The sequence below is a fragment of the Magnetospirillum sp. LM-5 genome, from assembly GCF_902729445.1.
GTDB lineage: Bacteria > Pseudomonadota > Alphaproteobacteria > Rhodospirillales > Magnetospirillaceae > Magnetospirillum.
Genome location: NZ_CACVCE010000002.1, coordinates 22899 through 41643, shown reverse-complemented (window position 1 = coordinate 41643; position 18745 = coordinate 22899). Strand labels below are relative to the sequence as shown.

The following is an 18745-nucleotide window of genomic DNA, read 5'->3' as shown; positions in this document are numbered from 1 at the left end:
GCCGCCATCACCGATATCCGTTGCGGGCAAGGATCTTGCGCAAGGTCCCGTCATCCTTCATCGCCCGGATGACGGCCCCCAATTCGGCCATGTGGGGCAATTGCGCCGAACTCTTCGAACATTGCAGGGCCAGCGGAATGCGCGACAGTTCCAGGATGTCGCCGATCTGGTCATCCAATCCGGCCTTTTGGACCTGATGCAAGATGGTGGGAACGGCCCCCGACACCGCGTCGACCCGGCCATGGGCCAGCTTCTGCAGGGACTGACCGTAATCCTTGTCGATGTCGCGCTTGATGCGCTCGTCGGCCTCGAACCGCTTGTCGAAGGCCACGCCCCGGACCATCGACACCGTCAGCGGCAACAGGTCGTCATACTTGGCCAAGGTCACGCCCTTGCGGGCGATGATCCCGAACGGCATGGGATAGACGGTCTCGCCCAGTTCCACCAGGCGGCCCCGGCTGTCCATCCACAAGATGATGGTGCAATCCTGCACCCCCAGTTCCAGATCGCGCTCGATACGGGCGAAGGTCTGCAGGGTGAACGGCAGCGTGTGCCCGCTACGCTTTTCCAGTTCGGCGATGATCTCGGGAAAGGCGCCGGCCGGGCGGTCAGGGGCTTCGTAGAACGCCCACGGCGCCGCGTCAATGGAGACGAAGCGGATTTCCGCCGCCGACGCCGGCACGGCCGCCATCGCCAACACGCCGAAAATCCACCTTTTCCACGCCATGCGCGCTATCCCAATCCCGGATTAAGCGTAAGGATATGTCGGATCATAACGCGACTCAATGGCCGGAATGGCCGGAATGGCCGCCCATGCCCGGCAAAGGTGCGCTCTGATCGATCCCGTTGGCGGCCTGCATGGCGCGGACATAGGCCAGGGCCGGCTTGTCCTCGCCCGCCTTCAATCCCTCGGGCTTGGGCATGTCGCCCAGTTTCCACATATGGCCCTTGGTGCCCTCGCGCAGGACCTTCAGGACCTGGGAATCGTCGTGACCGCCACCGGGGGCGTACCAGGCATGGATCAAGGGCGGCCCCTGATCGCTGCCGCGCAGTGCGGTCCCGTGGCAGGTGGCGCACACCCGCTCGAACACCGCCTTGCCGGCCAGGGCGGCGCCGGTCAGGCTGGGCTGGACCAGCTCGGCCTGGGCGAAGCGCGCCGATAGCGGGCGGCCTTGCGCGGTCAAGCTTAAGACCGCCGTCACCTTGTCGGCGGCCTTGACCGGCAGTTCCGCCTTCAGGCCGGCGCCGTCTTCGGTGAACGACACTTCGTGCCTGGCCGCCCCCACCAGCACGGTGGCCTTGCCGACAGCCGCGACCGGCTTGTCGGCATGGTCGCGCACCCACGCCCGGATCAGGCCGTCGCGGACCACGAATTCCACATGCAAATCGCCCGACAGCCCGATCTGGCCGCCATAGAACGGCAGCATCGCCCCATGCGATTGCGCCCAGGCCGGGGGGGCGGCAAGACCTGCAAGCAACATCAGAACAACCTTCTTCATGATTGCAACTCCTTCACGGCACGGTGGCCGACCAGCAGATAGATGACGGGGGTAACCAGGGTGTCGAGCAAGGTCGACGACATCAGCCCGCCGAAGATCACCACCGCCACCGGGTGCAAGATCTCCTTTCCGGGCTGGCCGCCGGCGATGGCCAGCGGCAACAGGGCGAAGGCCGCCACCAGGGCGGTCATCAGGACCGGCGTCAGCCGTTCGGCCGAGCCGCGCACGATCATCGCCGCCCCGAAGCCTTCGCCTTCGTGGGCCATCAGGTGGCGGTAGTGCGACACCTTCATGATGCCGTTGCGCGCCGCGATGCCGATCAGGGTGACGAAGCCGACCAGCGACGCCACCGACAGCGGCAAGCCGGTCAGCCACAGGGCGGCGACGGCGCCGACCAGGGCCATGGGCACATTGGCCATGATCACCAGGGCCAGCACGCCCGAGCGGAAATGGCTGGCCAGCACGGCGAAGATGCCGGCCAGCGACACCAGGGCCAAGAGGGCGATGCGGCGGCTGGCGTCCTGCTGGCTTTTGAACTGGCCTTCCAGGCGGATCTCGAAGCCGGCCGGCAGGGTCATCTGATCCAAGGTCGCGTTCAGATCGGCCACCACCGAGCCGATGTCGCGGCCCTGGGAATTGCCCAGCACCACGATGCGCCGTCGCAAATCGTCGCGATTGATCAGGTTGGGCCCTTGCGTCTCGACCACGTCGGCCAGCAGGCCCAAGGGAACCTTGCCGGCCGGCGTGTCCACCAGGATCTGGCCGAACTCGGCGCTTTCCGATCGCCAATCCTCGGCCAGGCGCAGGACCACATCGACGGTCTTCTGGCCGTCCCTGATCTGCGACACCACCCGCCCGCCCAGGGCGGCTTCCAGGGTCGCGGTCAGATGATCGGCGGTCAGCCCGTATTTGCGGGCCTCGGCCCGGTCCAGCCGGATCTGGACCTGGCCGATCAGCACCTGCTTTTCCACCTGCAGATCGACCACGCCCGGCACCTGGGCCATGCGCTCGCGCGCCTGGGCCGCCACCTGGCGAAGCGTGTCGAGATCGTCGCCGAAGATCTTGACGGCGATTTCCGCCCGCACGCCCGACAGCAGGTGGTCCAGACGATGCGAGATCGGCTGGCCGATATTGACCGAAATCCCCGGAATCTGCGCCAGCTTGGCCCGCATGTCGCCCAGGATCGCCTCACGCGCGCGGCCGGTTTCCTTCAAGTCCACGTCGATCTCGGAATAATGGACGCCCTCGGCATGCTCGTCCAACTCGGCCCGCCCGGTGCGCCGGCCGGTGGACAGGGTCTCGGGCACCGTGGCCAGCAGGGTCTCGGCGATGGTCCCGATGCGGTTGGATTCCGACAGCGAGGTCCCCGGCGGCAGCACCACATTGACCGTCACCGTGCCCTCGTTGAAGGGCGGCAGGAAGGTGGTGCCGAGAAACGGCACCGAGACAGCCGCGACCACCACCGCCAGACCGGCCGGAGCCAGCACCCGGGCCGGATGGGCGAAGGCCCAGGCCAGAAGTCGGCCGTTGGCGGCCTTGAGGCCACGCACCAGTGCCGTCTCGCGGTGCGCCACCACCCCGGCCTTGGGCAGCAGCAGCAAGGACAAGACCGGCGTCACCGTCAACGACACCGCCAGCGATGCCAGGATCGACACCACATAGGCCACGCCCAAGGGCGCGAACAGCCGGCCCTCGATGCCCGACAGGGCGAACAGCGGCAGGAAGGCCAGCACCACGATGATGGTGGCGTAGACGATGGAATTGCGCACCTCGGCCGAGGCGGCCCGCACCACCTCGAAGGCCGGGCGGGGGTTGGCCGCCGCCCGGTTCTCGCGCAGGCGGCGCAAGATGTTCTCGACATCGACCACCGAATCGTCGACCAGTTCGCCGATGGCCACCGCCAGCCCGCCCAGGGTCATGGTGTTGATGGACAGCCCCATGGCCTGGAACACCATCGCCGTCACCACGATGGACAGCGGAATGGCGGTCAGGCTGATGGCGGTGGTGCGGAAATTGGCCAGGAACACGAACAGCACGATGGCCACCAGCACGGCGCCGTCGCGCAGGGCTTCCTCGACATTGGCGATGGCCCGCTCGATGAAGGCCGCCTGGCGAAACAGCACCCGTTGGGCATCGACGTCTGCCGGCAGGGTGCGGGCCATGTCGGCCAAGGCCGCCTCGACCGCGGCGGTGACGGCGACGGTGTCGGCGCCCGGCTGCTTTTGCACCGCCAGGATCACCGCCGGACGAGCGTCAACCGAGGCGTCGCCCCGCTTGATCCCGGCGCCGATGCGGACGTCGGCGACCTGGCCGACGGTCACCGCCGCGCCGCCCTTCCACGCCACCACGGTATCTTCCAGATCGCGGATGTCGGTGGTCTGGCCGAGATTGCGGATCAGATATTCCGATTGGCGCTGTTCCAGGAAGCCGCCGGTGGTATTGCGGGCGAAGCCGGCCAAGGCGGTTTCCAACTCGGCGAAGGTCAGGCCCAGGCCGGACAGCCTGGATGGCGAGACCAGCACCTGAACCTGCCGAACCTCGCCGCCGATGGGGATGACCTGGGCGATGCCCGGCACCGACAACAGCCGTTGACGGACCACCCAATCGGCCAGCGTGCGAATCTCCATCGGACTGGTGAGACCGTCCTTCGACCGCATGCCGATCAGCATGATCTCGCCCATCAGCGAGGTGATCGGTCCCATCACCGGACTGATGCCGGCCGGCAGCCTTTCGCGCGCGGTATCCAGGCGCTCCGACACCAGTTGGCGGTTGCGCAAGGTGTCGGTTCCCCAATCGAACTCGGCGAACACGATGGAAAGGCCAACGCCCGAGGTCGAGCGCACCCGCACCAGGCCGGGTGTGCCGTTGACGGCGGTCTCGACCGGGCGGGTGACCAGGGCCTCGACCTCTTCCGGGGCCAGGCCGGCGGCCTCGGTCATGATGGTGACGGTCGGGCGGTTGAGGTCGGGGAACACGTCCACCGGCAACCGGGCCAGGGTCAGCGCGCCATAGACCAGCAAGAGGGCGGCCACGGCCAGGACCAGCAGACGGCGGCGCAGGCTGAAGGCGATGATATGGTCGAACATCGCCTACCTCGCCGACTTCAGCTGGGCCGCGCCCTGCACCACCACCCGTTCACCCGGCTTGACGCCGTCGATCTCGGCCAACGGGCCGATCAGGCGCTCGACCTTGACCGGCCGGGCCTCGAAGGTCTCGGGGGCGGTCAGCACGAACACCACGCTGCGCCCGGCCATCTCGGCCAGGGCGTCGCGCGGCACCGCCATGCGCAAGCGGGTGGCGCCGACCGCCAGGTGGACATCCACCGGCATGCCGACCTTCAGCCCGTCACCATGGCCGGGACGGACGGCGAACAAGGCGTGGATGCCCTGATCGACGGAATCCACCTTGGGGCTGACGCCCAACAGGTCCAGGGGAAAGGCGTGGTTGGGGACCAGGCGGGTGGTGGCCTCGGCGGCGCCGATGCGGGCCGCCACCGCCGGATCGTGGGTCACCGCCTCGACCCGCAAGCGGGCCGGATCGACGATTTCCACCATCACCTTGTCCACCGCCACCACCTCGCCCGGGACCACATGGACGTCGGCGATCACCCCATCGACCGGGGCGGTCACCAATTCGCGCCCCAATTGGGTGACGGCGATCTGGGTGCGTTCGCGCCGCAATTGCTCCAGCCGGATGCGGCTGGTCTCCACCGCCTTGGCGGTGACGATGGTCCCCAGCGCCTCTTGCCGGGCCAATTCGCGCTCGGCCAGGACGATCTCGCCCTCGACGCGATAGAGCGAGGCCCGCTTCTCGCCCCGTTCAAGGGTCGATAGCGTCGGTTCCAGCACCGCCACCACCTGGCCGCGCTTGACCTGTTGACCGGGAACCGGCAGCGGAAAGGCCGCATCGGCCACCACCCGGGCCGGCTGCGACGGCTGCACCCGGGCGAAGCCGGCGGGATCGGGCATGACCCGGCCCGGCACCCGCACGGTCTGGGCCGCCTCGCGCGCGGCGACCCGTTCGGTCCGGATGCCCAGCAGGAACTGCGTCGATTTCGCCATGGAGACCGACGCGCCGACCACCGGAGCCGGCGCGGCGGCCGGTTCGGCGTGGTCGTGGCCGGAATGGGCAAAGGCCGGGCCGGACGCCACCAGCAAGGCCAGCAGCGCCAGGCGTTTTCGCCGCAGCACCAGCACCAGGATCAGACTGGCCAGGCCGCCCAACAGCGCACCGCCCCACCAATGGCGCCAATGGGGTTCCGCCACGGCCGGGGCCTCGATTACGGCCGGGCGGGCCAGACCGGCCAGCAGCAGCAGGTCGTCGCGGCCGTTGGCCGACACCATCAGGGTCATATCGACCGGGGTGGCCGGCAAGGACCACGACAGGCGATAGATGCCGGTGCCGGCGGTGGGCTGGGCCGTCCCGCTCCACCCCGCCGCTTCGGAATCGATGCGCGCCCCGCCCACCGGGGCGTTGCTGTCGGCATCGGCCAGATAGACCAGGACATGGCCGTCATCCTCGGGCACCAGCACCGCCTGGAAGGCGGTACCATCGGCGGCGAAGCCGGGCTGGACCGCCTGGATCGCCACCACGGGCGGGGCGGAATGATCCTCGCCGCCATGGGCCAAGGCGGAAACGGGCGAAAGGACGAAGCCGGCCAGCACCAGGCCGGCCATCAGGCGAAACCACATGGGGAATCCCCACCAAAAGACGAAGCGACACGACGGCGAATCACCCGCGCGGTGCCGACCGGTTGGGGCCGCACCGCGCGTGTCCCGTCCCCTGTCGGGGCGGGCGCTGCGTCAGGTTCGAGGAGGCTTCGCCGGTGGATCGGCCAGGCGTTGGGCCGGCGGCAAGGCCACCGGAACCGCTTCGGGCTGGTAAAGGGCGACCGAGACGGTCAGCTCGATCGAGCCGACCGGCAGGGCGGCGGTGCAGGCGGCCGAGATGCAATGGCACGAGCCGCCATGATGCGGGCCGCTTTCTTGCGCCGCCGGCATGTCGTCGCCCGTGGTCCGGGCCTGATCGGCATGGTCGGCGTGATGGGCATGATCGGCGTGATGGGCTTGATCCGCCTGGGCCGGACCGGACACCAGCAGGGCGACCACGCCCACCACCAGGGCCAGTGCCCCGATGCGGATCATGCGCGCCAGACGTGCCAAGGCTTGCGTACCCATGTCCCCACTATGAGAAGAAGCCTGCCCGGGATCAAGAGGCTTCCAGCTTCATCGCCATGCGCAAGGCGCCCCAATGGCGGTCGCGCACCTTGATGGGGGCGTCGATTTCCTTCAGCAGCACGAAATTGCCGCCGCCCATGTTGCGGGCATAGGTCTGGGCCAGATAGGGCTTGGTATTGCGCGCCGCCAGGATGCCGGTCCGGTCGTCGAAGATGCGCCGGTTGCGGCAATTGGCGGCGTTCCACACCGGATCGTTCGGCCGCTGCGGCTGGGAATATTTGGCATTGTGGGCGGCGATATAGCCCGAGCGGTCGGTGACGCAGCACAGCACGATCCGGCTGTCCTTGGCCAGCACCGGTTCGGTGAAGGGCGGGAACAACTGGTCGGCCAACAAGGTATGCTTGGCCATCACCTGCAAGGGATCGGAACCGGGGATCGCCTCGTATTCGATGTCGAACAGGTCGGCCTCGCTGATCCTGCCGCTTTGCACCGCCGCCTCCAGGGCATGGGCCACCTGGCCCGAGACCGACTGAATCAGCTCGATGAAGGGGGTGTCGTGGGCCTGCACCGCCTCGATGCGCGATTGCAGCGCATCCCTGGCGGCCCGGCTCAGATTGTCGAAACGGACATGCAGCCCGACGGTGCTTTCCGACAACAGCCGCGCGTCCAGCTTACCGACGCCCTGCAGCTCGACGGTGCCCGAGGTCACCGAGGGAATCTCGGACGCGGCCACCACCAGCAGCGCCCCATGCAGCGACAGGTCGCCGGTAAAGCCCTCGAACACCTTGCCCTGGAAGTCGGCATGGTATTTCAGCGCCACCGGCACCCGGCCCTCGTGCCGGCGATCGCCACCATAGGACGAGCGCAAGATCACGTGCAGGCGCCGCTGCAACGCCTCGATGTCGTGGTTGACCATCGCCGACAGGTTGGTGACGCGGGCGGCGGTCACCCCGGTCGCCTCGACGCCGGCCATCATCGACTGGACCTTTTCCGCCACCATGCGGGTGTGGTCGGCAGCCTGCACCGCGCTCGACATGATTTCGGCGGTGGCGGCGCGCTGCTCGTCGGCGGCGCGGGCGACCTCGGCGGCGATGCTGTCGATCTCGCGGATGGTGGCGGCGACGGCGCCGACCGTCTCGACGGTGTCGCTGGTGGTGCGGCCGATATCCTCGGCCTGGGTGCTGACGGTGGCGATGCCGTCCTCGGTCTGGCGGGCCAGGCCCTTGACCTCTTCGGCCACCACCGCAAAGCCCTTGCCGGCCTCGCCCGCGCGCGCGGCCTCGATGGTGGCGTTCAGGGCCAGCATGCGGGTCTGGCCGGCGATGTTCTGGATCATGCCGACGACATTGCCGATGCGCGCCGACGCCTCGGTCAGGCCGCCGACCCGCTCGCTGGCCAGGTCAACCCGCTCGCGCGCGGTTTCCGCCAGTTTCGAGCTGGTCGCCACCTGGGCCGAAATCTCGCGGCTGGAGGCTTCCAGCTCTTCGGTGGCGCTGGCCACCGTCTGGACGTTGCCGGCGGTGGTTTCCACCGATTCGGTGACGGCACGGGCGGTGCGCATCAACTCGTCCGCCACCCGGGTCAGCCGGCTGGCGCCCTCGGACAGGCGGGTCGCCTGGGTCGAGATGTCGGTGACGGTCTCCTGGACCTCGCCTTCCAGCACCTCGGTCAGGGTCAGCATCTCGCTTTTCAGATGCTCCTCGGCGCGGACCATCATTTCCTGGCGCTCTTCGCCACTGAAGGCCAGATGCGCCCGCATGGTGCGCAACATGGCGTTGGTGCGCTGGAAATCGGGGATCGGCTCGGCCTTGATTTCGTGCTTGAGGTCACCCCGGGCGATCGCCGCGAAATAGCCGTCCATCCGGGCCAGCGGGTCGTGCATGGCCTTGAACAGCCAGCGCGACAGCAAAAGCAAGGCAACGATGATCAGCCCCAGAACCACCAGCGCGCCGCTGGTGTGCTTGGTCAGGTCGGACTTGGATTCGGCGACATGGTCGGCGCCGACGCGGATCTGCAATTCGATCAACTGGGTGGTCAGCGCCAAGGTCTGCTCGACCCCCGGAGCAATGGCGTCGGTCCACAGCTGTTGCAGACGCTCGTCGGCGGCGACGGCGGCGAAGCCCATCTCGTTCAGGCCCTTGCGCATGGTGCCCAGGCGGTCGGCCAGTTGACGCTCCTCGGGCGTCAGGGTGGTGGCCATGTATTCGGCCCACACTTTGTCGGACTGGGCGATATTGGCCTTGATGCGGGCGATGGCCGGAGCCGCAGCCGCCCCCAGGCGCATATCCATTACCTGGCGAGCACTGTCGTGAACCAGCGACTGAATTTCGGCCAGTTGCCGGGCCGGAACCAGGCGGTCGGCATAGACCGCCTCCAGCGCCTCGTTGGAATCGGCCATGCCGATCAGGCCGATGCCGTCGGCGACCACGCCCAGGATCAGCATAATGATGGCCAGGGCGGTGATCCGCCCCCTCAGGCTGCGACTGAAGCGGGCAAGCCGTCCGCCGACCGAATCGGTCAGCACCTCGCCGCCCGACAGGCGGATGTTGCCGGCGCGCCCTTCGCGAAGGGCTGCGTAAAGCTGGGCGGCGGCCGCCACCTGATCCTTGGCGGGCTTGGTGCGGACCGAGATATAGCCGGCGATCTTGCCATCCTCGATGATCGGCGTGGCGTTGGCGCGGACCCAATAATGGTCGCCGCTCTTGGCGCGGTTCTTGACGATGCCTTCCCACGGCCGGCCGGCCTGGATGGTGGCCCACAAATCGGCGAAAGCGGCCGGCGGCATGTCGGGGTGGCGGACCAGATTGTGGGGCTGGCCGATCAACTCGGACTCGGAGAATCCACTGACCTCGACGAAAGCGCGGTTTGCGAACGTGATACGACCAGCGACATCGGTTTTCGACACCAGCAATACATCATCCGGCAACTCGATTTCTTTATTGGTGACCGGTTCGTTGATCCGCATTCCCGCCCTCGCCCATTCGCGAGCACCGTTCTCGGCACCCGTTTCTATTGTTTATGCTAGGCAAAATGACACACTCGGCAAGGCAAAAATACAGGCTTCGCCCCCTTTTCAAGTTTAACTCGGTATTCTATTTTTAATCGGTTTAAGACCGGATCAGGCTTTTATGATTTCCTGGTTCGCTCCCATCAGGAACCAAGTTTCTCCGCGCACGGAAAGACACCTCATGAAGATCCGTTTCCAGGTCAGCATCGTCTCGGCAATCTTTCTGATCATCGTGGCGATGACCGGTGCGACCTTGACCAGCGTCTATTTCGCCAGTTCGCGCGCCGCCGAAGACACCGCGGCCAACCTGTTCGGCGAGATGGCCAGGCGCACATCGGAACAGGTCGATCGCCAGATCGGCGAGACGCTCAGCCTGGCGGCGCTGGGGGGGGCTCGCCCGGTCGGCGACAGCGTCACCGGCGACGGCACCGCCTTTCCGGCCCTGCCCTTCCTGGTCCAGGCCCTGGAAGACAATGCTGCGCTTTATTCCCTGTATTTCGGCTTCCAGGACGGCAGCTTCCTGCAGGTGATCAAGACCCGCAGCGATCCCCGCGTCATCGAGGCGCTGAAGGCGCCGGCCGAGACCGCCTGGGTGGTGCGCGCCATCACCGGGACCGAGGCCGCTCGCCAGCAATCCTGGACCTTCCTGGATGCCGGCGCGGTCAAGCTTGGCGCCACTCTCGAGCCGCAGCCCAGCTACGACCCCCGCGCGCGGCCATGGTACGGCCAGGCGATGGCCAGCGAAGGGGGCGTCGCTATCGGCGCCCTATATCTTCAGCTCGCTGAAAGAGCCGGGCATCACCGCGTCGCGCAAGCTGCCGGGCGGCGTCGGCGTGTTCGGCGTCGATATCACCCTGACCGGCCTGGGCCGTTTCGTCGAATCGCTGGCGGTGTCGCCCAGGGGCGGCGTGGTGATGGCCGATGGCGGCAAGCTGCTGGCCGCGGCCCACACCGTCCGGGTGGGCGACACCGCCTCCTCATTGCTGCAACCTTTGGCCGAAAGCGGATCGCCGCTGCTGGCCGCGATCGCCGGCCGGCCGATGACGGAAGGGCTGGAACGCCTGGACATCGCCGGCGAGGAATGGCTGGTCCGCCAGGATGTCTGGAATGGCCCCGGCGGACGCACCATCCAGATCAGCGTCGCCGCCCCGGCCACCGACTTCGCCGGCCATATCCAGGAAATGCAGCGTCACGTGCTGATGCTGGCTTTGGGTGCCCTGGCGGTGATCGTCCCGCTGGCGCTGTGGTTCTCGTCCAGCATGGCCAAGGTGGTGCGCGAACTTGCCGCCGATGCCGAGCGGATCCAGAACATGGATTTCTCGGATGACGAGGCGCACGACTCGCATATTCAGGAATTCCATCAACTGGGCGAGGCGTTCAGGCAGATGAAGGCGACGCTGTCGGCCAAGACCGACGCCCTGGCCTTCGCCCAGGACAAGTTGGCCCGCATCATCGATCTGGGCATCGCCATGTCGGCGGAACGCGACACCTCGAAGCTGATGGACATGATCCTGCTGGGGGCCAAGGACCTGACCAACGCCGACGGCGGCACCCTTTACATCCGCAGCGATGACGACAAGCTGAATTTCCAGATTCTGCGCAACGATACGCTGGGCGTGGCGTTGGGCGGCGAAGGCCGCCCGGCGCCCACCATCCCGCCGGTGCCGATGTTCGACGAAAGCGGCCAGCCCAACCACCGCAACGTGGTCAGCCACGCGGTGCACCAGCAAGAGACCATCAACATCCCCGACGCCTACGACGCCGGCCAGTTCGACTTCTCGGGCACCCGCATCTTCGACGAACGCAACCATTACCGCTCGAAGTCGTTCATGACCGTGCCGTTGAAGCCGCGGGGCGGCGACGTCATTGGCGCGCTGCAGCTGATCAACGCCCGCCCGCAGGGATCGAGCGAGATCATTCCGTTTGCCGCCGACATCCAGCGCTTCATCGAGGCCCTGGCCGCCCAGGCCGCCACCGCGCTCTATAATCGCGAACTGCTGCTGGCCCAGGAACGGCTGATGGATTCGATGATCCAGCTGATCGCCGGCGCCATCGACGCCAAAAGCCCCTATACCGGCGGCCATTGCGAGCGCGTCCCCGAATTGTCGGTGATGCTGGCCGAAAAGGCCTGCGAGGTGAAGGATGGCCCGCTGGCCGACTTCGCCTTCACCACCGACGAGGAATGGCGCGAATTCCGCATCGGCGCCTGGCTGCACGATTGCGGCAAGGTCACCACCCCGGAATACGTGGTCGACAAGGCCACCAAGCTGGAAACCATCTATAACCGCATCCACGAGGTGCGCACCCGTTTCGAGGTGCTGCTGCGCGACGCCGAGATCCAGCGTCTGCGATCCATCGCGAGCGGCATGAACCCGGCCGAGGCCGGTTCGCGCATGGCCGGACGCAAGGCGCAGTTGCTGGACGATTTCGCCTTCGTCGCCGAGTGCAATGTCGGCGGCGAGTTCATGGCCCCCGATAAGGTGGAACGCCTGAAACGGATCGCCGGATACACCTGGTGGCGCCATTTCGACGACCGCCTGGGCCTGTCGCACGAGGAACTGAAGCGCTACCCGGCCGAGGCCTCACCCCTGCCGATGGAAGAAAAGCTGCTGGACGACAAGCCCCACCACGTCATCCCGCGCGCCGCCGCCGTCAAGGATTTGTACCAAGGCTGCGGCTTCCAGACCCAGGTGCCCGAGAACCTTTACAATCTGGGCGAGGTCTACAACCTGTCGGTCGGGCGCGGCACGCTGACCGAGGAAGAGCGCTTCAAGATCAACGAACACATCATGCAGACCATCGTGATGCTGGAGCGCCTGCCCTTCCCCAAGCATCTGAAGCGCGTGCCGGAATATGCCGGCACCCACCACGAGACCATGATCGGCAGCGGTTACCCGCGCAAGCTGACCCAGGATCACCTGTCGATCCCGGCCCGCATCACCGCCATCGCCGACATCTTCGAGGCGCTGACGGCGTCGGACCGGCCGTACAAGAAGGCCAAGACCCTGTCGGAATCGGTGAAGATCCTGTCCTTCTTCAAGAAGGACGGCCATATCGACCCCGACCTGTTCGACCTGTTCCTGACGTCCGGCGTCTATCGCGACTACGCCGAGCGCTTCTTGCTGCCCGAACAGATCGACGAGGTCGAGATCGAGAAGTTCGTCACGCAGACCGCTGCGTGACCCCCAGGCAGACCAGGGCGGCGTTGTGGAACACCGGGTCGCCATGGCTGTCGGCTGAAATCTCGCCCAGGGACAGGGCGCCGAATTGGTTGGGGGTGCCGACCTGCACGGCCAGTTGCCCCAACTCGCGCGACACCTGGGCGACGCCCAGGTGCATGCGGCGGCCGGCGCAATAAAAGGTCAGCAATCCGGCCAGGCCCGGACCAAGCCGGTCGGCGATGCGGGCGACGCAATCGCTTTCCTCGACCGAGGGCGCCTTCATGACGACGGCGACCGCGCCTTCCTGGACCTCGCCGACGCAGGTCATCGCGTGGTCCGCCGCCAGTGCCACCGGTATGCGGATCTGGGGCAGGGAATTTCCCGACAGAATCGCCAGCGGGAAATGCACGGCCTCGCTGTAGAAGGTGTCGGCAGTCATGGCGACGCCATAGGCGCTGGCGATCATTTCTTGATAGACCTCGAACGCCGGGCGACCGTTCAGGCCTGCGATGGTGTTCTGATGGGATTGGCTGACCCGCATGATGTTGATGGGAATCTTGAAGCCGTGTTCGACCGCGACCGCGTCGTGCGGCGGCAACAACAATGCCAGCCCCCCGCGCTCGAATGTCGAAAAGCCGTCGAACAGACAGGGGATCGGGGCGAAGCTTTCGCTGCCGGCATTGGCGCCGACATAGCGGAACCGATCTTCCAGGCGGTCGGCAAAGCGGCGCAGGATGGTGTCCAGATTGGGCAGGGTCGAATCGAAGATGGTGAACAAGATCGGTGGCGCCGAGCCCCAATCCACCACCTCCCGCAAGGCACCGCACCGCTCGACAAATTCCTCTTGACCGGATGGCCCGTCCAGACCGCCCATGACCACCATCGGCGCCATGAGCTCCAGGCAGATCAGCCGAACCCCGCTTCGCACCTCGGACGCCCCGTCGATCAGGGCCGGAAACACCGCCCCGGCCAGCGCCACACCGTGCTGGCGACAGGCCGACTGAAGAACGGGAATCTTCCCCGCCTCGGCTTCAGGCACCAGGGCCAGCACGCCAGCCACGGATAAGGACTTCTTCCAGCCTTGCAGCGCGGCAGACAGCGGACCGGCCTCGATGGGCAGATGGGCGGTATCGGAAAACATGGATTTCCAGGCACGATGTGGGGAAACACGAGGGCGGCCAGTCGCCGCCCTCGCCACAATATAGGCCTAGGCCCCCGGCCTGAAAAGGGGGCACACCATACTTTCGCCTAGTATGGTGGCCTGCTTATCCCAGAAACTCGCATGCGAATTTCCGGGGCAGGACACTAGTAACCGCCCTTGCGCTTGGTCTCGGGCAGGCCGGCGATCTTTCCCGCCTGCTTCGACGGCTGCATGGGGAACAGGTCGTAGAGGTCCTTGGTCGCCACCGAGCCGCCCCAGCGCTCGCTCATCGCCTTGCACATATGGCGCTCGTTGGGCTGGTTCTCGTTGTTGTCGAAGAACTCTTCGCGCAGATAATTGATCAGGTCCCAATGCTTCTCGGTCAGCGCCAGGCCTTCGGCGGCCGCGATCTCGTCGGCGATGGCCGGCGACCAATCGGCGGTGTTGACCAGATAACCGTTGCCGGTCTTTTCCAAATCCGCGTAACCCATCGCTCTCCTCCCTGATGGCGTGTTTGCGAAATTTGTAATATTAATTTTTACGAATGTAAACGGCGCAGAATCCTGGCGCGGATCGGCTGATCGAACTCGTAGCCGCCGCCCTCGGCCGGGCGGGCGTTCTTGGCGAACAGCGCCCGCATTTCCCCGTCCAGGCGGTCGAAGATGGCCTCGCGCTCGGCATTGGCCGAGACGATGCGTTCGCGGAAGGCGGCGTAATCGGCCATGGACACGGTATGCAGGAAGACGATGTCGTCGACCGGCTCCATGCCCGGCACATGGGCCAGGGCGGCCTGGGCCAGCGCGCGCACCTGGGTTTCGTCATCGACCGGCTTGCAGGTTTCGAAGAACAGCCCCTCGGCGATCGGTTCCGACACGTACAGCAGGCCGCCGGCCTTCAGCACACGGGCGGCTTCCCGCAGGGCCTGGCCCATCACTTCGGCCGGGACGTGGTGCAGCGAGTGAAAGAACACCACGGCGTCGAAGCTGGCGTCGCCGACCGGCAGGGCCTGGCCGACGCCCTCGACGATGTCCTCGTCGCCGACTTTAGGCGTGGCGCGGGCCTTGGCCAATTGGCGGGGCGAACATTCGACGCCCACCACATGGGCGCCCTTCTTGGTCAAAAGCCGGACCACGTTGCCGTCGCCGCAGCCGACATCCAGGATACGCTTGCCTTCGGGCTTCAGCGCCTCCACCATCACATCCACATTGCGCCGCCGTTGCATGGCATCCTCCGTCGATTTATCGCATCATGCTTATATGAACGCGCCCATCGCTGTCGAGTTCGACGTCGCCATCGTTCTTGGGGCGAAAGTGTTGCCCGACGGCCGCCCGTCGCCGGCCCTGGCGCGGCGCGTCGCCGTGGCCTGCGCCCTGGCACGCGCCGATCTGGTCGGGCACGTGCTGATGAGCGGCGGCCCGGTCAGCCATCCGGTCCCCGAGGCCCACGTCATGCGCGACCTGGCGCTGGCTGCCGGCATCGCCCCCAGCCGCGTCCATGTCGAGGATCGCTCGCGCAATACCATCGACAACGCCCGGCTGTCGGCTCCGATCATCGCGGCGCAAGGCTGGGGCCGGGTGCTGGTGGTGACCGATTCCTTCCACCTGCCGCGCGCCCGCTACATCTTCGCCCGCACGGGCCTGACGGTGACCGGCTTCCCGGCCCGGCCCGACCGTCCCGGCGCAGAATGGTGGCTGGCCCACGGGCGCGAACTGTTCGCCTTCCTGAAGACCGTCTATCGGCTGGAGATCGTTCGCACATGAAAAAGGCCCGGCCTCCATCGGGAAGCCGGGCCTTGGATCATTGCCCCGATCAGTGCCCCGACATCTCGGCGCCCATATAGGCCGGCATCCACGCTTCATGGATGGCCTTCAGGTCCTCGACCGTGGCCGACTGGCCGGCAACATTGATGGAATGGCCGCCGGTGGTGCCGATGATTCGGGCGCCGACATCCCGTCCTTGCGCCGCTTCCAGCACCGAGGCCAGGTCGTCCGCGCCCACTTCCAGCACATAGCGGCCCTGATCCTCGCCGAAGCACCAGCCATGCAGGGCGATGGCCGACGGAGCCTCCAGGCTGGCACCGATGCCCGACGCCAGCGCCATCTCGGTCACCGCGACCAGCAGGCCGCCGTCCGAGACATCGTGGCAGGCCTTGACCAGGCCCTGGTCGATCAGGTCGCGCACCAATTCGCCCTTGCGCCGTTCGCGGTGCAGGGCCACCGGCGGCGGAGCGCCCTCTTCCCGTCCGCACACCTCGCGCAGATACAGCGAAGCGCCCATCCAGCCCTTGGTCTCGCCGAACAGAACGATGGAATTGCCCGCCCCCTTGAAGGCGATGGTGGTGTGCTTGGACACATCCTTCAACAGACCGACGGCGCCGATGGCCGGGGTCGGCTGGATCGCCGCGCCCTGGGTCTCGTTGTAAAGCGAGACGTTGCCCGACACCACGGGGAAGTCGAGATCGCGGCAGGCCTCGCCCATGCCTTTGATGGCCTCGACGATCTGACCCATGATCTCGGGCTTTTCCGGATTGCCGAAATTCAGATTGTCGGTCACCGCCATCGGCAAGGCACCGGTGGCCGAGATGTTGCGATAGGCTTCCGCCACCGCCTGACGGCCGCCCTCGTGCGGGTCGGCCTGGCAATAACGCGGGGTGCAGTCGGTGGTGATGGCCACCGCCTTGTCCGAGCCATGGATGCGCACCACGGCGGCATCGCCGCCCGGACGCTGGACGGTGTCGCCCATCACCATGTGGTCGTATTGCTGATAGATCCACCGCTTCGACGCCAGGTCGGGGCAGCCCAGCAGGGTCTTCAGCGCCTCGATCGGCGCCACCGCCGGCACGTCTTCCAGCTTGACCACCGGCAACTTGGCGGGCTGAACCCACGGGCGGTCATATTCCGGGCTGGCCTGGGCCAGCGGGTCGATGGGCAGGTCGGCCACCACCTCGCCATGGCGCTTCAGCACCATGCGGCCGGTGCCGGTCAACACGCCGATCACCGCGAAATCCAGCTCCCACTTGTCCATGATCGCGCGGGCCACGTCTTCCTTGCCCGGCTTCAGGATCATCAGCATGCGTTCTTGCGATTCCGACAGCATGATCTCGTAGGCGCTCATGCCCTCTTCGCGCATCGGCACCGAATCCAGGTCCATCTCGATGCCCAGACCGCCCTTCGACGCCATCTCGAACGACGACGAGGTCAGGCCGGCCGCCCCCATGTCCTGGATGGCGACGATGGAATCGGTGGCCATCAGTTCCAGGCAGGCCTCGATCAGCAGCTTCTCGGTGAAGGGATCGCCGACCTGGACGGTGGGACGCTTCTCTTCCGAGTTCTCGTCGAATTCCGCGCTGGCCATGGTGGCGCCGTGGATGCCGTCGCGGCCGGTCTTCGAGCCGAAATAGACCACCGGATTGCCGATGCCGGCGGCGGCCGAATAGAAGATGTTGTCGGTGCGCGCCAGACCGACGGTCATGGCGTTGACCAGGATGTTGCCGTTGTACGACTTGTGGAAATTGGTCTCGCCGCCCACGGTGGGCACGCCGACGCAATTGCCGTAGCCGCCGATGCCGGCCACCACGCCGGCCACCAGATGCCGGGTCTTGGGATGGCTGGGATCGCCGAAGCGCAGCGCGTTCATGTTGGCGATGGGGCGCGCCCCCATGGTGAAGACGTCGCGCAGGATGCCGCCGACGCCGGTCGCCGCACCCTGATAGGGCTCGATGAAGCTGGGGTGGTTGTGGCTTTCCATCTTGAAGACGATGGCGTCGCCTTCGCCGATATCGATGATGCCGGCATTCTCGCCCGGGCCGCAGATCACCCAGTCGGCCTTGGTCGGCAGGGTCTTCAGCCACTTCTTCGAGGACTTATAGGAACAATGTTCCGACCACATCACCGAGAAGATGCCCAGCTCGGTCAGGTTGGGCTCGCGCCCCATGATCTCGAGGATGCGGGTGTATTCGTCGGGCTTGATGCCGTGGCTGGCAAGGATATCCGGGGTAATCTGGCTCACGACAACGCCTCCACCAGCGAATCGAACATCAAGCGGCCGTCGGAACCGCCCAGCAGGTCCTCGGCCAGGCGCTCGGGGTGCGGCATCAGGCCCAGCACGTTGAACTTCTCGTTATAGATGCCGGCGACATTGCCCAACGAACCGTTGGGATTGGACTCGGCGTCGACCTTGCCTTCGGCGGTGGCGTAGCGGAAGGCGATCTGGCCGTTATCCTCCATCTCGCGATAGGCCTTGGGCTCGACGAACCAATTGCCCTCGGCGTGGGCGATGGGGAAGCGCACCACGTCGCCCGAGCGGTAATAGCGGCAGAAGTCGGTGCGGTCGTTCTCGACCCGCAGATGGACGTCCTTGCAGATGAACTTCAGATCCTTGTTGCGCATCAGCACGCCGGGCAGCAAACCCGATTCGGTCAGGATCTGGAAGCCGTTGCAGATGCCCAGCACCCGCATTCCGGCATCGGCCCGGGCCTTGACCTCGCGCATGATCGGCGAGTGTGCCGCCATGGCGCCGCAGCGCAGGTAATCGCCATAGGAGAATCCGCCGGGAACGACCACCAGGTCGACCTTGGGCAGTTCGGTGTCGCGATGCCAGACCATGAGCGGCTTGGCGCGCATGCTGGCCTCCAGCGCCACGGCGACGTCGCGGTCGCAGTTGGAACCGGGGAAGACGATGACGGCGGCTTTCACGAAGGGCGTCCCTGGGTTGGTTCGAAAGGGAGAGCGTCTTCTTAATACGGAAACCCATTGGTTTCC

General features: G+C 66.5%; 14 protein-coding genes. 2 read left to right on the top strand and 12 right to left on the bottom strand.

The window, feature by feature from the left end; genetic code table 11:
• Positions 1-7 precede the first annotated feature (7 nt).
• The 7 genes from MTBLM5_RS01765 to MTBLM5_RS01735 form a co-directional block, all read right to left on the bottom strand.
• Entirely contained in the window at positions 8-727 is a 720-nt protein-coding gene (locus MTBLM5_RS01765) for an ABC transporter substrate-binding protein (RefSeq protein ID WP_173974091.1), read from the bottom strand.
• 55 nt (positions 728-782) lie between these two features.
• A complete protein-coding gene (locus MTBLM5_RS01760) occupies positions 783-1499 on the bottom strand; it encodes a cytochrome c (protein WP_173974090.1) in 717 nt (238 codons plus the stop codon).
• Positions 1496-4585 carry an efflux RND transporter permease subunit gene (locus MTBLM5_RS01755; RefSeq protein ID WP_173974089.1) on the bottom strand — a complete coding sequence of 1030 codons (3090 nt, stop codon included), beginning with the start codon at positions 4583-4585 and terminating at the stop codon, positions 1496-1498. The genes MTBLM5_RS01760 and MTBLM5_RS01755 overlap by 4 nt, the downstream gene beginning before the upstream one ends.
• A gap of 3 nt (positions 4586-4588) precedes the next feature.
• On the bottom strand, positions 4589-6190 hold the full coding sequence (locus tag MTBLM5_RS01750) for an efflux RND transporter periplasmic adaptor subunit (protein WP_254430864.1): 1602 nt from the start codon (positions 6188-6190) through the stop codon (positions 4589-4591).
• 111 nt (positions 6191-6301) lie between these two features.
• Positions 6302-6676, bottom strand: coding sequence for a hypothetical protein (locus tag MTBLM5_RS01745; RefSeq protein ID WP_173974088.1), 375 nt, complete (start codon positions 6674-6676; stop codon positions 6302-6304).
• Positions 6677-6707: 31 nt separating this feature from the next.
• On the bottom strand, positions 6708-9641 hold the full coding sequence (locus tag MTBLM5_RS01740) for a methyl-accepting chemotaxis protein (RefSeq protein ID WP_173974087.1): 2934 nt from the start codon (positions 9639-9641) through the stop codon (positions 6708-6710).
• A 142-nt stretch (positions 9642-9783) separates the two neighbouring features.
• On the bottom strand, positions 9784-10317 hold the full coding sequence (locus MTBLM5_RS01735; RefSeq protein WP_173974086.1) for a hypothetical protein: 534 nt from the start codon (positions 10315-10317) through the stop codon (positions 9784-9786).
• A 34-nt stretch (positions 10318-10351) separates the two neighbouring features.
• Between MTBLM5_RS01735 and MTBLM5_RS01730 the strand changes: the two genes are divergently transcribed.
• Positions 10352-12865, top strand: coding sequence for an HD domain-containing phosphohydrolase (locus MTBLM5_RS01730; RefSeq protein ID WP_254430863.1), 2514 nt, complete (start codon positions 10352-10354; stop codon positions 12863-12865).
• Here the strand turns inward: MTBLM5_RS01730 and MTBLM5_RS01725 are convergent.
• The 3 genes from MTBLM5_RS01725 to MTBLM5_RS01715 all read right to left on the bottom strand — a co-directional run bounded on the left by MTBLM5_RS01725 (position 12846) and on the right by MTBLM5_RS01715 (position 15207).
• A complete protein-coding gene (locus tag MTBLM5_RS01725; RefSeq protein WP_173974085.1) occupies positions 12846-13985 on the bottom strand; it encodes an FIST signal transduction protein in 1140 nt (379 codons plus the stop codon). The two genes, MTBLM5_RS01730 and MTBLM5_RS01725, sit on opposite strands and share 20 nt — an antisense overlap.
• Before the next feature lie 164 nt (positions 13986-14149).
• Complete coding sequence (locus MTBLM5_RS01720) at positions 14150-14476, bottom strand: TusE/DsrC/DsvC family sulfur relay protein (RefSeq protein WP_173974084.1); 327 nt, start codon at positions 14474-14476, stop codon at positions 14150-14152.
• Between the two features lie 47 nt (positions 14477-14523).
• Entirely contained in the window at positions 14524-15207 is a 684-nt protein-coding gene (locus MTBLM5_RS01715; protein WP_173974083.1) for a bifunctional 2-polyprenyl-6-hydroxyphenol methylase/3-demethylubiquinol 3-O-methyltransferase UbiG, read from the bottom strand.
• Between the two features lie 34 nt (positions 15208-15241).
• On the opposite strand from MTBLM5_RS01715, the gene MTBLM5_RS01710 reads away from it, so the two are divergent.
• Positions 15242-15745 (top strand): YdcF family protein, encoded by a 504-nt coding sequence (locus MTBLM5_RS01710; RefSeq protein WP_173974082.1) that lies wholly within the window; start codon positions 15242-15244, stop codon positions 15743-15745.
• A 49-nt stretch (positions 15746-15794) separates the two neighbouring features.
• Here the strand turns inward: MTBLM5_RS01710 and purL are convergent, their stop codons facing one another.
• Positions 15795-17993, bottom strand: coding sequence for a phosphoribosylformylglycinamidine synthase subunit PurL (gene purL / locus MTBLM5_RS01705; protein WP_173974081.1), 2199 nt, complete (start codon positions 17991-17993; stop codon positions 15795-15797).
• Entirely contained in the window at positions 17990-18679 is a 690-nt protein-coding gene (gene purQ / locus MTBLM5_RS01700; protein ID WP_173974080.1) for a phosphoribosylformylglycinamidine synthase subunit PurQ, read from the bottom strand. The genes purL and purQ overlap by 4 nt, the downstream gene beginning before the upstream one ends.
• Positions 18680-18745: the final 66 nt, after the last annotated feature.